The sequence below is a fragment of the Methanoregula sp. genome, from assembly GCF_041645475.1.
Classification (GTDB): domain Archaea; phylum Halobacteriota; class Methanomicrobia; order Methanomicrobiales; family Methanospirillaceae; genus Methanoregula.
The window spans coordinates 204,983-218,916 of sequence record NZ_JBAZQA010000003.1; the positions used below are offsets into that span (position 1 = coordinate 204,983).

18 protein-coding genes are annotated in these 13,934 nt (G+C 49.6%); 11 read left to right on the forward strand and 7 right to left on the reverse strand.

Going from position 1 to position 13,934, the window contains the following annotated elements; translation table 11 throughout:
• Positions 1-256 precede the first annotated feature (256 nt).
• From WC598_RS04350 to WC598_RS04360, 3 genes are read right to left on the reverse strand one after another with little or no spacing between them, the layout of a single operon-like run.
• Positions 257-901, reverse strand: a complete 645-nt coding sequence (locus tag WC598_RS04350) for a hypothetical protein (protein ID WP_372960244.1) — start codon at positions 899-901, stop codon at positions 257-259.
• A 1-nt stretch (position 902) separates the two neighbouring features.
• Positions 903-1,940, reverse strand: a complete 1,038-nt coding sequence (locus WC598_RS04355; protein ID WP_372960245.1) for a hypothetical protein — start codon at positions 1,938-1,940, stop codon at positions 903-905.
• Complete coding sequence (locus WC598_RS04360; RefSeq protein ID WP_372960246.1) at positions 1,933-2,766, reverse strand: radical SAM protein; 834 nt, start codon at positions 2,764-2,766, stop codon at positions 1,933-1,935. Before WC598_RS04360 ends, WC598_RS04355 begins: the two co-directional genes overlap by 8 nt.
• 176 nt (positions 2,767-2,942) lie before the next feature.
• On the opposite strand from WC598_RS04360, the gene WC598_RS04365 reads away from it, so the two are divergent.
• Positions 2,943-3,302 (forward strand): transposase, encoded by a 360-nt coding sequence (locus WC598_RS04365; RefSeq protein ID WP_372960247.1) that lies wholly within the window; start codon positions 2,943-2,945, stop codon positions 3,300-3,302.
• 380 nt (positions 3,303-3,682) lie between these two features.
• Here the strand turns inward: WC598_RS04365 and WC598_RS04370 are convergent, their stop codons facing one another.
• The 4 genes from WC598_RS04370 to WC598_RS04385 form a co-directional block, all read right to left on the reverse strand.
• On the reverse strand, positions 3,683-4,078 hold the full coding sequence (locus WC598_RS04370) for a HEPN domain-containing protein (RefSeq protein WP_372960248.1): 396 nt from the start codon (positions 4,076-4,078) through the stop codon (positions 3,683-3,685).
• The gene (locus tag WC598_RS04375; RefSeq protein ID WP_372960249.1) at positions 4,056-4,400 is read right to left on the reverse strand and encodes a nucleotidyltransferase domain-containing protein; all 345 of its coding nucleotides are present in this window, start codon (positions 4,398-4,400) and stop codon (positions 4,056-4,058) included. The genes WC598_RS04370 and WC598_RS04375 overlap by 23 nt, the downstream gene beginning before the upstream one ends.
• Before the next feature lie 548 nt (positions 4,401-4,948).
• Positions 4,949-5,230, reverse strand: coding sequence for a hypothetical protein (locus WC598_RS04380; protein WP_372960250.1), 282 nt, complete (start codon positions 5,228-5,230; stop codon positions 4,949-4,951).
• 83 nt (positions 5,231-5,313) lie between these two features.
• Positions 5,314-5,469 (reverse strand): hypothetical protein, encoded by a 156-nt coding sequence (locus tag WC598_RS04385; protein WP_372960251.1) that lies wholly within the window; start codon positions 5,467-5,469, stop codon positions 5,314-5,316.
• Positions 5,470-6,320: 851 nt separating this feature from the next.
• On the opposite strand from WC598_RS04385, the gene WC598_RS04390 reads away from it, so the two are divergent.
• The 10 genes from WC598_RS04390 (at position 6,321) to WC598_RS04435 (ending at position 13,783) form a co-directional block, all read left to right on the forward strand.
• The gene (locus WC598_RS04390) at positions 6,321-6,653 is read left to right on the forward strand and encodes a hypothetical protein (RefSeq protein WP_372960252.1); all 333 of its coding nucleotides are present in this window, start codon (positions 6,321-6,323) and stop codon (positions 6,651-6,653) included.
• A 306-nt stretch (positions 6,654-6,959) separates the two neighbouring features.
• On the forward strand, positions 6,960-8,060 hold the full coding sequence (locus tag WC598_RS04395) for a DUF4238 domain-containing protein (protein ID WP_372960253.1): 1,101 nt from the start codon (positions 6,960-6,962) through the stop codon (positions 8,058-8,060).
• A 39-nt stretch (positions 8,061-8,099) separates the two neighbouring features.
• Positions 8,100-8,642, forward strand: a complete 543-nt coding sequence (locus WC598_RS04400) for a precorrin-6Y C5,15-methyltransferase (decarboxylating) subunit CbiT (protein WP_372960254.1) — start codon at positions 8,100-8,102, stop codon at positions 8,640-8,642.
• Complete coding sequence (locus WC598_RS04405) at positions 8,633-9,238, forward strand: cobalt-factor II C(20)-methyltransferase (protein WP_372960255.1); 606 nt, start codon at positions 8,633-8,635, stop codon at positions 9,236-9,238. The genes WC598_RS04400 and WC598_RS04405 overlap by 10 nt, the downstream gene beginning before the upstream one ends.
• Positions 9,225-9,956, forward strand: coding sequence for a cobalt-precorrin-4/precorrin-4 C(11)-methyltransferase (locus WC598_RS04410; RefSeq protein WP_372960256.1), 732 nt, complete (start codon positions 9,225-9,227; stop codon positions 9,954-9,956). The genes WC598_RS04405 and WC598_RS04410 overlap by 14 nt, the downstream gene beginning before the upstream one ends.
• Positions 9,953-10,825: a cobalt-precorrin 5A hydrolase gene (gene cbiG / locus WC598_RS04415; RefSeq protein ID WP_372960257.1), complete on the forward strand. Its 873-nt coding sequence runs from the start codon at positions 9,953-9,955 to the stop codon at positions 10,823-10,825. Before WC598_RS04410 ends, cbiG begins: the two co-directional genes overlap by 4 nt.
• Positions 10,809-11,591 carry a precorrin-3B C(17)-methyltransferase gene (cobJ, locus tag WC598_RS04420; RefSeq protein WP_372960258.1) on the forward strand — a complete coding sequence of 261 codons (783 nt, stop codon included), beginning with the start codon at positions 10,809-10,811 and terminating at the stop codon, positions 11,589-11,591. The genes cbiG and cobJ overlap by 17 nt, the downstream gene beginning before the upstream one ends.
• Positions 11,539-12,225, forward strand: coding sequence for a precorrin-8X methylmutase (locus tag WC598_RS04425; RefSeq protein ID WP_372960259.1), 687 nt, complete (start codon positions 11,539-11,541; stop codon positions 12,223-12,225). The genes cobJ and WC598_RS04425 overlap by 53 nt, the downstream gene beginning before the upstream one ends.
• Entirely contained in the window at positions 12,200-13,201 is a 1,002-nt protein-coding gene (locus WC598_RS04430; protein ID WP_372960260.1) for a cobalt-precorrin-5B (C(1))-methyltransferase, read from the forward strand. The genes WC598_RS04425 and WC598_RS04430 overlap by 26 nt, the downstream gene beginning before the upstream one ends.
• Complete coding sequence (locus tag WC598_RS04435; RefSeq protein WP_372960261.1) at positions 13,202-13,783, forward strand: cobalt-precorrin-7 (C(5))-methyltransferase; 582 nt, start codon at positions 13,202-13,204, stop codon at positions 13,781-13,783. It begins immediately after the preceding gene.
• Positions 13,784-13,934 lie beyond the last annotated feature (151 nt).

A 13,934-nucleotide genomic window follows, 5' to 3' on the forward strand; every position in this document is an offset into this window, starting at 1 on the left:
CAGACCGGCGTTATCGTTTCTGGTAGGGAGCCAATCCTAACGATAGAACCGGAACTATATGCATTATTATATGAGACATTTTCATAAAGCGCTGTTTCTTTATGCTGTTGAAGAGTGAATGCAATTACTGCGAGAAAGAGGATCACCAAAATCAGCGCTAGCAACAAAATAGGTCCATATATCTGTCGGAAAGGACGTTTTCTTTTTTGAGGGGATGAGTCAGTTTCATGTGCCATAAAAGTCCGGAAATTATGAATCAGGGAACGGGACCCGTTCCCCGATTCCAGGTAAATTCTCCCCAGTTATTGATTAACCATTCAGCAACAGGCATATCAGCATGTTGGTATCGCAAAGATGATCCATCGATGATGATTCCCGTTACTTTCCATATCGAAATGGTGTTAACTGTGCCTCCATACCCCCAAGGCATCTGCACTTGAGGAGGCCCAAGACATTGGTTCGATGGATCATCACAACGCTGGGGCTGTATATCAGATTCTCCATATTGGAAAAATCTCCAGTTCGTACGGACCTGATAATCTCCGCCCCTGAACTCCGCAACCATTGCATGAGAATTCCGTGCCGAAGATACAATATACAATTGTCTTGTGTTATAGTATAAACCCATGAAATTATACCAGCATTCTTCACAATCATTGTTATCTTTATTTCTCCATTCAGCATGGATCAATGCATTGTATGCAATAGTGTTGTCTTTACTTGCCCATCCCCATCGGGCAATAGCATTTTCATTACAGACGGACTCTATTTCGATACCCCCGTTGATTCTATGATGAATCATGAAGTTTATATCCTGACCCTGACTTGGGCGACACTCTGGAACGGGACAGTTTGCCCAGTCTCCGTAATCCCCATAATTTCCCCATCCTCCGCCTCCCATTTTACACCTCCAGAAGTCCTTCCCGGATCAGGTACTGGGGAAGGATCCAGCCGTTGCAATACACGAAATTCTTATCTTTGGTGATAATGTCATTGCCACAATAGGTCTGGCTGGTCCGGAACCTGTTATTATAGGATTCGTAATGCGTTCCTTTATTCCCGAGAGGAGAATCGACCGGAGTCTTTCTGACCTTTTCATAGACGGATAGTAGGTCCCCGTCAGGTAAACGGTCACTCCCTTTCTTAGTCTGCCTTTTTCGTACATCGCGGTAGAGCGAAGGCTGGTAACAGATAGTCGGCTGATCAACAGGTTTGTGTTTCAGTTTCAGGGCATAATTGATACATTCCCCGATAACAGCAAGATCGTAGGTTTCCTGCTTTATCGCTGTTATGAATGCACCATAATCATAACCGAACCATTTCAGGTTCGGGAAAATATCCATATACTCTGCAGGAAATCCCCCGACCGCGATAACCTTCCTCTCACTCCGGGGAAGAACCATCTTCGGTTCAAATGAATCGGACACCAGTTCTTTCGGATGATGAAGAATAAAACCGGTATCTACACAGGGGGTATCGAGAGGTTTTTCCACTTTGGTAATAACTTCCTGAAACCGTTTTTCATGCGCCTTTTCGAAAAAAGTTACAATATTCGGATCCTGGTAATACGTGAGAAGATAATTCCGGACATACTCCTCCCAGGAATTTTTTACATCGGCTGATATTATCTCATTGTATGTCTGGAATAGATCGAGAAATGCAGATCCGATCGGTGAAAACGGCATGGATACTTCGATAATATAAACATCAAAACCCTTGGGAAGCCAATGCTCAAATGCATCGCGGTTTTGTACGGCTTCCAATGGAATGCTGTAATGATAGCACCCGTTTTTCAGATATTGTTCTCCATCATACTGTCCCTTGATCCTCTGAAGACAGGCTACTTTTTGACCCTGTTTCCGGAAGTATTGTTCAAGTGCAATTGCTGTACTGGTTTTTCCCTGATTGCGAATTGATGCCAACGCATAAACTTTACTCATGATGTAACCTCTTGCAGCATGTCTGGAACTGATCGCGCGATGTTTTGTCCTGGATCTTGTCCCAGAACAGAACCTCACGAATTTTCTGAGGATATTTTCCAAGGATCTTCTGGTTTCTTGAACAATCCCAAATTGTCCCATCAGGCAGGATTGATACCCCCAAAATTCCTGCAATGCAACCCGTTCGAAGGCAGATCTCTGGCATCAGGATGTGAAGTTTTTCAAGTTTTCTCAAAACATCCTGCCTGAGCGTTATCCATTGCGAGTAAGGGATGGGTTCAAGATTATTATTCTGGATTGGCTGGAAAAAATTGAAATTGAAGAGATAGGATCCTGTTTCAGAACACAGGTTGATGACATGGTCAATACAATGACGGTTTTCCTGGTTTACGGTGAATGAAATACAGTGGGGAATGTGTCGTTCCTGAAGCAGATGTAAAGCCCGGACTGCACAATCATAACTGCCTCCACCCCGGATAGAATCATGGGTTTGCCGGTCCCCATCAACGCTAACCTGAACCGAATCAGAACTCTGGAACGTATCGATAACCTTGGAAATCAGAATACCATTTGTACTCAAAACAACTCTGCCGTTCAATTCCCGGATCATCTTGCATATCCCGGAAAAATCCGGATGGAGCAGCGGATCTCCCCCGCTGAGAATAATCGTACTTTCCGGTAAAGGAAATCCCGTATTCAGGAAGTCCGTGCAGACATTTTTCACCATATCGAGTGGCATAGAGGTACTCCCCTTGTTCAGGTAACAGTGCCTGCACTGCAACTGGCAGTAATCCACGATATGAAGATCCAAAAAGTTCTGGGGCATTAATTAAAGCTTTATTATTCAGATATATAAAATATTCATTTTTTTCTTAAGAAAAATATGAAATAATGTGTAAATAAAATTAAAAATCTGAATAAGTGCGCGGAAGAAATTAATCGTTATTACCAAACCCCTCTTCTGAAAAATGTCACAAACTCCTTAAATATCAGTGTTATGTCATGGACCATGGATACGACTCCGAGAAAATGCACCGGTTTATTCGCGAATCTCTTCACGCAGATTCGATCATTCCTGCTCGATCTCATCTATTCTCTACGAATGTCTCGGGGAAATATCGAAAGGAGATGACCGAGAACTTTGATTCAACTCGCTATCGAAAATGGATCCTGGTTGAAACCAAATTCTCCATCCTCAAACGGAGGTTCGGAGCTGATCTGAAATCCCGAAAATTTCAGACCCAGAAGAAGGAAATCTCATGTACGATCATTCTCGCCAACCTTGACAGGTTTATACAATTTGTTTGGAGAATGGTTTTCTATCGAGCAATTTATTCCAGGCAGACCTTGATTGAAAGATGAATCCGGGGGCATCATTCCGACGATACAGTATCCGGCAGCCGGAGGTACACCCGGTTACCTTTTCACAACCGGACGTTGATTCCATTTTTTCGGCAGGCTCTGCCGGAAATTTTTTGATCGGACCCTGAAGGTACATTTTTCATCGCCATCATCACCCTGCTGCAAAAGCTGATCCGGAACAACCGGACTTTGATTAAAAAAAATTTGGCAGACTCTGATGATAAAATCCTGAACGAACCCGTTCTGAAATGTTCCGGGTTTCATTGAGTTGGGGTATCCCTTCCCCGGTTGCATGCACCATAACCTCTGTCTTTCCTTCGTGGAGTTTTCCTTTACAGAATCTGCAACGAAACAATCTGGAATTATGGTTCATCTCGCTTTTATTTTGCCTCGCTGAATTGTTGCTCAGCCCACGAAAAAACCGTCTCTGCACCTTTTAAGGCTTTTTGGTATTCCCGTTCTTTTACCGGTTCGTAGGATCCGGGATACCGGGTTGATACTGCATAATGGGAGAGTGAAACCGCCGTTTTCACCTCATCCGGCACACGAATGTCATGCGTTTCAATTGCTTCTATGAGATGGGCGATCGAATGTGTCTGGGGCGGGACGATTCCATTGATGATCAACAGACCTTTGAGAGATTTTTCTGCGGCCTGTTCGCAGTCAAAGCAGAGATCTTCATACAGGATATCAGGAGCACTCTTTCCCTGCCGGGCACGAGCGAGATTACTTCGTGCCCGGACAAGCCACGTTTCAGCAAGGGACCGGTTTTTCATAAATGATCCTGCCCTGCTGTGCAATGTCATGGTATATCAGGAAGGGATTGTCCCTGAGTTCGGCAAACGTTTCCGGTGTCTCGACAATAATATCAACCGGCACGCCGACCCCGTACAGGTCTCCGTAGAGTTTCATTGCGAGTTCCCGACGGTGCTTAACCCCCCGCTTGATCACGCAGATATCATAATCACTTTCAGGTGTCTGCGTGCCTTTTGATCGTGAGCCAAAGAGGATTATGCGATCGGGATCTGCGGATCGTGCAATGATATCAACGATCTTTTTGAGTGCCGCTGAAGTTATCCGCGATGCATTTTTTTTCATGAAATTCCTGGCCATCAATCATACACCCGGGGGTGCATATTCTTTTTATTGCTGGTGATTGTGTATCATTCAGAAATGGATAATCATTTCCCCTTTTCCTCAACAATCGCAATCTCCCATCCGTGAGCCCGTACAACTCGGACACCCGTTTATCAATCACACCACCTTGTGCCTCAACCTGCCGCTGGAACAGCGTCGTCTCGTAATCGAGTGTGATGCCCCGTCTCCCACTTTTTCGACGTGAGATAAAGAAAGCATATACGTTTCCTTCTCATTCTTTCGATACGTCCCCACCCATAAAAAAAAGCCTTTTCCCGTAAGATGCCGGCTTGATGGAATCCGGTATCTCTGCAAACTATTCGCCATCCTGATCAAAAAACCGGATATAAAAACCGGGATTATCTACAGGGAATACGAAATCCGGGGGACCTCCAGCCGGATATGTGTCGGGACCAAATCCCATCCATTGTAAAAACTCCCTGTCGTCATCCGGAATTTTTATGGTAGTTATAATTCGGTTTCGTTTCAATGCAATATTACTCAGTCTGTTAATCCCAGCATCCGGCATCCGTAAATGTCAGGGTCTTCTTTCCACAGGCCGGGCAGAGATACAGAATATCGGATAGAACAAACTCAGTGGCGGAATCGTTCGTTCTCCACCGGAAAACCGGTGGGGTTTTTGGAACCTGGTTGTGATGTGACTGGAGCTCCGGATCATTGTAAAATGTCAGGTGCTCCCTGCAGGTACCGCATAGTTTGTTCTTCTTTTGATACTCGGAGACAACAATCGTTTTGCAGACGGCGCAATATGCCGGTGCTTTGAGTGTCATGGTATGATCCAGAGATCCACTCCCTACCGGCAGAGCTTCGGTCTCAAAACCGCATGGGCAGGTAGCTCTCAATAGTGAGCCCACTACATCCAGTCCCCCTGCACAATCCCAATCTCCTCATCCGTCAGCCCGTACACCAACTTGTCAATGGAAACATCCGTTGCCTCAACCTGACGCTGGAATGGCCTCGTCTCATGTTCCAGCTTTGCGTCCTGCAACCGCGTGTTCAAATCAAGCATCTGGATGACGAGCGTGATTATCCTGTCGGGGCGGGCTATGTCGGCGGGGTCGGATATGTTGATGGGGTGGATGGGGAAGAATATGAAAACCTAACATATCAAAATGTTGATTCATCATTTTAACGTTCACACTCCCAGTGGCGAAAATTATAATCCACTGAATTGGAAAGAAATACAAGATGGGTCGAATGGCAGACAATATTGGTGAAAAAAGCAAATTCACCTCAAGACCTTAAAGGGATAGGATCTGCGATATTACACAAGAAACGCCTCGCCAAATTTTACTCTTGCGCATTTGCCAGAATTCCGGCCCGAAAAATGTTTGCTGGCGGATATCCGGGGGGTGTGCGAATGACTCCATGCCGGACGGGACTGAGGAAGGGTCCGGATCAGCCCCTGCCGGTTCTCCGGGCAATCTCCCATCCGGAAAAACACTTCCGTCTTCAACCAAAAGGGTCTGTATTGACCGTTTTAATCGGCAGGAAATATCCCGGATAATCAAAATACGCGCGATATGGTGCTTTTCCAGATTCGCTGTTGTATAATTCGCGAAAAAACGCGACCCTCAAAAAACTGATTTTTCAAATCGGGCTTATTTTATCAAACGGGGCGATTTACGAGGAGATAATTTCGTGTGTCTTTTGAGGGTCCGGCCTTTGCCGGGGCTGTTACCGGGATGTGAATCTGCGTCGGAGAGGATAGCCTGGTTACTCACTCAATAGTGAGGCTTCGGGATCCCTGAAACATGAGTCCAAAACAGGTGTTCTTTTCGATCTGAGCCTGCTTACCCCCGTTTTCACTGAGAAACGCCAACCAAAAGCGTTTATGGGGTTTTTATAATCGGCACCAAAATGCCCCGATTGGCGTTAATCGTGTTTAAAATGCGTATTTCAAAAAAGTATGTAGAAGTGTGCTGGTTTTGGCACGTTACTCTTGGGATCGACCCTCCGGAATGGCAATCCGGGCTTGTATGGGGCCCGGATTTGGGGGTGGGGGATGAGGGGGTTTTGGGAGGGGTGTTGCGACGGAGAATGGGGGGAAATCATCACTTTTTGACAGCGGGGGTGCAGTCCTTTTTCGGGATTGCGGTGGAGGCCCGGGCTGTAAAAATGTTAATGGGTTGTGCGGGATATTCTTTGCAGAAAATTTTTGTCAAAATGTTTACATTGCCAAAAATATTTTGAAAAAATCGAATCCACTTTTTTTGGTGTGAGAGTTTTTTTTAGAGAATCGATAATTGTAAATTTTTTTTCAAAAGATCGGTGAGGGAATCCCTCTATCTTAGCGATGCCTTACGCGCAAAACGCCTCGTCGGGTTTTGCGCTACGCACTTACCGGTATTCCGGTGCGAGAAAAATTTTCCCTGCGGATATTCAGTGAGATGTACGAGAGATCCAATGCGGAGATGGGTGAGCGAAACTCACAAACATCCATGAACTATCATTATTGAATATCACTACTTATATCGCCTAATTTCACGTATTGAGAAAATGATGACTGAATATAAAATTCAACATTTTGTTCCGCAGTGGTATCAAAAAAATTTTGCATCCGATTCGTCAAAGAAACAAATTTGGGTTCATGATATAAGATCGGGAGAAATTGCACAACAGACAATTTATGAAACCGCACAAGAAGACGATTTTTATGGTGTCGAATTTGAAAAATTCTTGAAACCGTTTGAACAAAATTCGGCAGAGTTGATTAAAACAATTCTTACTATTGATCAGATAAAACAGTTGTCTCCAGTGTCGATTGGGAAATTGCATAAATTTTTCACTCTTCAAATGTATCGAACAAAAACCTCGAAAATAATTGCAGATAAAGCAGTCAAACGGCATTTAGAGACCGACCTTAAACCGAAATATAAGTTTTTATTTCAAGGTCAACCAGAAAAACTCGAATATGTTGAGAATCTTGATTTATCGGATATTGATTTTTTTAAGCATGATATAAAAATGGCATTGGCAAGTTCCGAAGCATTATCCGATTTAAAATTTTTTTTAATTGAGAATAAAACAAAAATTCCGTTCATAACGAGCGATGATCCAATTACTGTAAACAATTATTTCTTCAAAAAAACGGGGTACCCAGGATTATTTTCTCCTGGATTGCAACTTTTTTGCCCTGTAACACCAAGAATTACTCTGGCTTTGATTCATGATGATGTGTATCATGTTCAAACGAACTCCGATCAAAAAATTATCTTAAATCAAGAAACAGATGTAAATTATTTAAATTCATTTCAATTTTTAAAATGCAATAAGCAGATCATATCCGACAAAAATTATTCCTCCTATTATTCTACTCTTCAAAAAACCATTGGTGAGATTCAATCCAAAAATAAATCTGTTAAATCACTTGAAGAAATAAACTATGGAATTCATTTTTCATTTATCAGATTTAATCCAAAATCCTCACAAAAATTGGCTGTTTATTCAAAAAATGGTCAAAATGCTCAAAGAGCCGGGAAAACTCGGGTTAATAAACCCATCCGTAATGAGACCATATTTGATTCAGTAATTCAAAAAACAGAAACGGTAATTCGAGATTTTCTAGTAGAGATAAATTCTCTACCCTCTACCCAATAAAACAACCCTTAATACCCTCCCCCGACAAAACTTGTGCAGATGCCCGACCAAAAACTTCCCGGCGGTCCGACCCAGGACGAGATCATGGCCGTCTCCCTTGCAAAAATGGGAGTCCGCAGCACCGACACGGTCCTTGAGATCGGCTGCGGGACCGGCAAAGTCTCGGTTGCCATGGCACAGCGTGCAAAAAAAGTTTATTCTGTTGATATCCGCCCCGAAGCAGTTGCCCTGGCAACGGAAACTGCCAGGAAAGCCGGTGTGCACAATATCGAATTTTCACATGCCGAAGCAACCGCGTTCCTCCACAGCGAACGGATTTATGACTGCGCTTTCCTTGGCGGGACAAAGAACCTGCTCGCCATCCTGCCGTCGCTTTCAAAGAATGTGCGGAGGACGATCGTGATAAACGCGGTGCTCCTGTCAACGGTCAGCGATGCGGTGAACGCCCTCCAGGAACTCGGGCTCTTCTGCGAGGTCGTGCAGGTGCAGGTGTCGCGGTCGCACGCGATTGCGGGGAGTATCATGTTCAAACCGATTGATCCGGTGTATATCATTGTCGGCCGGGGGGCAGCATGCTCGTAGGGCTCGGCCTCGGGCCGGGAAACCCGGAGCTCCTCACGCTCCGGGCCGTGCGGCTGCTTAAGGAAGCGGACGGGGTTTTTGTGCCGGGCCGGATTGCGCACGACCTTGTTGCTCCGTACCGGGAACCGGTCATGCTCGATTTCCCGATGACGGACGATGAGACCCGTATACGGACATGCCTCGAAGAGAATGCCCGGAAGATTGCCCCGGTTGCCGAGAAGGGCTTTGCGGTTTTCGGCATCCTTGGCGACCCGAACTTTTTCTCAACATTCTCACGGCTCTGTGCGGTGATTGCCGAGACGCATCCCGCAATCGAGTTCCGGACCGAACCGGGGATCAGCTCCATCACGGCATTTGCCGCTGCCGGCGGGGTCTCGATCAACGAGGGCTTCTCGGTCTCGGACGGCACGGTCTCGGATACGAAAGTTCTCATGAAAGTGAGAAAGCCAAAGGAGAAAGCTGCCGCAATGCGGAAAGAAGGCTACCGGGAGTTCGTGCTTGTCGAGCGGATGTATTTCCCGGATATGAAAGTGTACCGCGATGATGAGCTTCCCGAAAAGAGCGATTACATGAGCGTGATGTATGCCAAGAAATAACGAAAACGTGATCTGGTTTGTCGGTGCCGGTCCGGGCGATCCCGAGCTCATCACGGTGAAAGGAAGGAACCTGCTCGACAAGGCAGACGTGCTCATCTATGCCGGCTCGCTCGTGAATCCCGTTCTTGTCGCCTCCAGCAGTGCTGCCGAGAAAGTTGACAGTTGGGGTATGCACCTCGACGACATGGTAACGCTCATGGCCGACCGGATGCGTCAGGGCAAGGCCGTTGTCCGGCTCCACTCCGGTGACCCGGCGCTCTATGGCTCGATTGTCGAACAGATTGCCGAGCTTAAGAAACACGGCATCACGGTTAAGATCGTGCCGGGCGTCTCATCGGTCTTTGCAGCAGCAGCGGCTCTCACCACCGAGTACACGCCCCGGGGGGTTTCCGAGACCTTGATCATCACCCGCCCGGCGGGAAAGACGCTTGAGAAGGATTACATTGCCGAACTTTCGCAGTACCCGGCAACGATGGCCTTCTTCCTCGGGAGTGAACACTTTTCGGACATCACAGCCAAGCTCGCATGCCCGAAAGACACTCCGGCAGCGGTGATCTTCCACGCGTCCTGGCCCGACCAGAAGATCATCCTTGGCACGGTTGCGGATATTGCAGGAAAAGCAAAGGATGCCGGGATTACCCGCTCTTCCCTGCTCATCGTCGGAAAAGCGGTCAGCGGGATAGCATCCGGATACCAGCGCTCGCACCTTTACTCATGACGGAAACGGTTGTCGTTGCACTCAAACGGTTCCTTCCCGAGGCAGAGCGGATAGCAGGTTTTCTCCACGCGGATGTTATCGAATATACGCCAACCGCATTTGCGGACCTCTTCTCCAAAACCCGGCGCATTGTTGCCCTTATGTCGATGGGGATCGTTGTGCGGGGGATTGCCCCGCTCCTTTCCGACAAGTGGACCGACCCGGCGGTCGTGGTCGTGAGCCCCGACATTCGTTTCGCCATCCCGCTCATCGGGGGACACCACGGGGCAAACGCTCTTGCAAAAGAGCTTGCAGGGCTCGGCCTTGTCCCGGTCATCACGACCGCAACGGAGTCCACCGGCCGGGATTCGGTTGAAGCGATTGCGGACCGGAACGGCTGCGATATCGTGAACCGCGATTCCACGCGGGCGGTGAATGCCGCAATGCTGGACGGCGATGTACCGGTACACACTGTGAAGGGGCCCGGTATCGTCATTGCCGGCCCGGATGTCTCGATCCTCGTGAAGAAAGGGGAGTACACGGTGGGGGTCGGCTGCCGCAAGGGCGTGACTGCCGATGAAGTCACAGCCTCGATCCGCACGGCCCTTGAAGAATCCAAAATTGATCTGGAAGATGTTCTCGTGTATGCCACGACCATAAAGAAGCTCAACGAGACCGGGCTTGTCGAAGGGATCGGTGCCCTCTCTGGCAATTTAATATTCCTGAACGATGATACAATAAACGCTATTACGGGGACTTCCCCCTCGCGGGCCGGACGGATAGGCCTTCTCGGGGTTGCGGAGCCCTCGGCGCTTGCCACGGCAAAACGAAAGGAACTGATCATGGGAAAGAAAGTTTACGGGAGAGTCACCGTTGCCATCGCACACTGAATCCAGGGGATCGCTTGCCATCGTCGGCCTTGGCCCCGGGCGCACCGAATACATCACCCCCCGGGCCCTCAAGGCCGTGGCCGGTGCGGACTATGTCATCGGCAATGCCCTGTACCTTGAACCGCTCGAGCAGATCATAAAGGGCAAGCAGGTCATCCGGAGTTCGATGGGAAAAGAGGTTGAGCGGGCACAACAGGCCATCGATCTCGCCCACGAACACCGGGTTGCCATAGTCTCGGGCGGTGATGCCGGAGTGTACGGCATGGCCAGCATTGTTCTTGAGGTTCTCGAACATTCGGGCGATGAGATCGAAGTCGAAATCATCCCGGGCGTCACGGCCGCGAATGCCGCAGCATCCCGGGTGGGCTCTCCGCTCTCCGGAGATTTTGCCGTGATCAGCCTCTCGGATCTCTTGACCCCGCTCGACGTGATCGAGGCTCGGCTGGACGCGGTCTTCTCGGTCGGGATTCCGGTTGTCCTGTACAATCCCAAGAGCCGGGGACGGCCGCACAACTTTGCGCTTGCAATCGAACATGCGAGAAAACATCTTGAGCCAACAACGCCGGTGGCGATCGTGAAAAATGCCCTGCGGGATGAAGAGGAGCAGATCATAACCACCCTTGGGGAGATCGAGAAGTCCGAGCAGGCCGTTGATATGCACACGACCGTTATCATCGGCGGAAGGGAGAGCAGGATCTGGAGGATGAAGGATAATGTCAAAGGAATCATCACGCCACGGGGATACCACCACAAGTACGTATATTGATCCGGGTGCCGACACAAAGGAAGGCTACGCGATCTCGAAGAAGTCCCGGACGCTCGCCCGCGAGATGGTCGGCAATGCAACCGTAGAGGACCGGGTAAAACAGCGATGCTCGGTTGCGGTCGGCGATTTCGCGATGGCCGATCTCATGCGCTTTCACAACAATCCGATCAAAGCTGCGCTCGATGCCCTCCGGAACAAGACCCCGATAATCACAGATATCCGGATGGTGCAGGTCGGAATCCAGAAGAAAGGGCACCAGAGCGAAGTTATCTGTGCCCTGGACTACGGTTCCGATATTGCCCGCGAACGGGAAATCACCAGGAGCTCTGCCGGGTTCCTGGCCCTGAAAGAAAAGATCCCCGGCTCGGTTGTTGTCATCGGGAACGCACCCTCGGCACTCCTCTCGCTCTGCGCTATGGTCAGCGAAGGTATCCGCCCGGCAGTCATCATCGGCGCCCCGGTCGGGTTTGTCAATGCCGCGGAGTCCAAGGCACTCCTGCGCACGGTGGATATCCCCTCCATTTCGACAGAAGGGACAAGGGGCGGGACTCCGGTAGCGGTTGCTGCAATCAATGAATGCATCACGATCTTCATCGAGGGCGCTTCCGATGCGGGATCCGGTCACCGGCTTTGATTACCCGGATGCCTGGGTCTCCCGCTGCACGGATAAGGAAAAGCGCCTGCTGGCTGAGCAGGGTCTTGCGGTCCTGACGGCATCCGGTACTGCCCTTATCCGGGGATTCACCACCGGGACAACTGCTGCCGCTGCGGCAAAAGCGGCAGTCCTCGCACTTGCCGGGCCGGTCTGTTCTGTACGGATCCACATTCCCTGCGGACTTTTTGTCGATGTCCCGGTGCATGGCAATGCCGGCATCGCGAGATGTACAAAATTTTCCGGGGATTACCCGTCCGACGTGACAGCAGGGATCGAATTCATTGCAACAGCATTTCCCGCACGGGACGGCATCACGCTTCAGTTCGGGGAAGGAATCGGCAGGTTCTCGCGCGATACGGTCCGGTACCGGAAGGATGATCCGGCGGTCAGCCCGTCGGCATATGCCTGTATCACGTCTTCAATAGAGGAAGCCCAGAAGGAGATGGGGTTACCCGGTGTCAGGGTAACGATCCGGATCCCCCGCGGGGCAGAAGTTGCAGGGCAGACCCTGAATCCCCGTGTCGGGGTTGATGGCGGCATCTCGGTTCTTGGCACCACCGGCCTTGTCGAACCCTGGGATGATCACCTGACCGAGTCCACCGTTGCCCGGATTGCAGCAACTAATGACCCGGTGCTTACGACCGGGCGGATCGGCCTGCGGTACTCCCGGCTGCTCTTTCCGGACCGGGACGTGATCCTTATCGGCGGCAAGATTGGTGAATCGCTTGCCGCTGCCCATGGCAATGTCGTGCTCTCGGGGCTCCCGGCGCTGATCCTGAAGTTCATCAGCCCGAAGATCCTGGAAGGAACCGGTTACAGGACCGTAGAAGAACTCTCCGTTTCACCGGCATTTAAGGAAACCATGAAGACCTCTCTTGCTGAATTTAAGACTATGCGACCGGATGTCCGGGTGGTTCTGCTGAACCGCGACGGGACGATCCTTGGAGAAACGTAAATGAAGATCATCGGGGTTGGATGTGGCCCGGGCCTTATCACGGAACAGGCAATACGGGAACTTAAGAAAGCACGGATCGTGTATGGATCGGAGCGGGCGATCGAGCTTGCCCGCCCCTACCTGGTTTCCACCTGCAGCATCAAATCGATTGATGATTTCAAGAATTTGAGCCGGCTCCCGACCGCGTCTATCATCCTCTCGACCGGTGATCCCATGCTCGCAGGTCTCGGGTACCTGCCCGGCGAAGTTATCCCGGGAATCTCTTCCCTTCAGGTTGCAACGGCCAGGCTTCATATCCCGCTTGCCCGGGTCTCGGTCGTTGTTGCCCACGGGAGAGGCCATGAGAAGGGGATGGCTGATACGGTTGCCGAAGTAAAGCGGGGTAAGATCGTCTTCCTTCTCGCAGATCCCAAGTTTGATGTCGATGAACTCTACAGCCGGCTGGCTGATCTCGCAGATCCCGTGCAGATCGCGCTCTGCGAGAACCTCGGGTATCCGGACGAGCGGATTGTTGTCGGGAATATCCAGTCTCCCCCAAAGACGTCCGCAGCGCTGTATTCCCTGGTAATCGGGGAATTCTGAAATACTTTTTCTGTACGGAATCTGGTTTTCAGGCTGCGCCTTTTTCCTGGCAGTACTCTCCAAATCAATCCTGAGGTTTTGAGAAATTATTCTGTTCCGGATTAATCCTGAACGCGATACAACCGAATTTATGGAATCATCCGGACCGGGA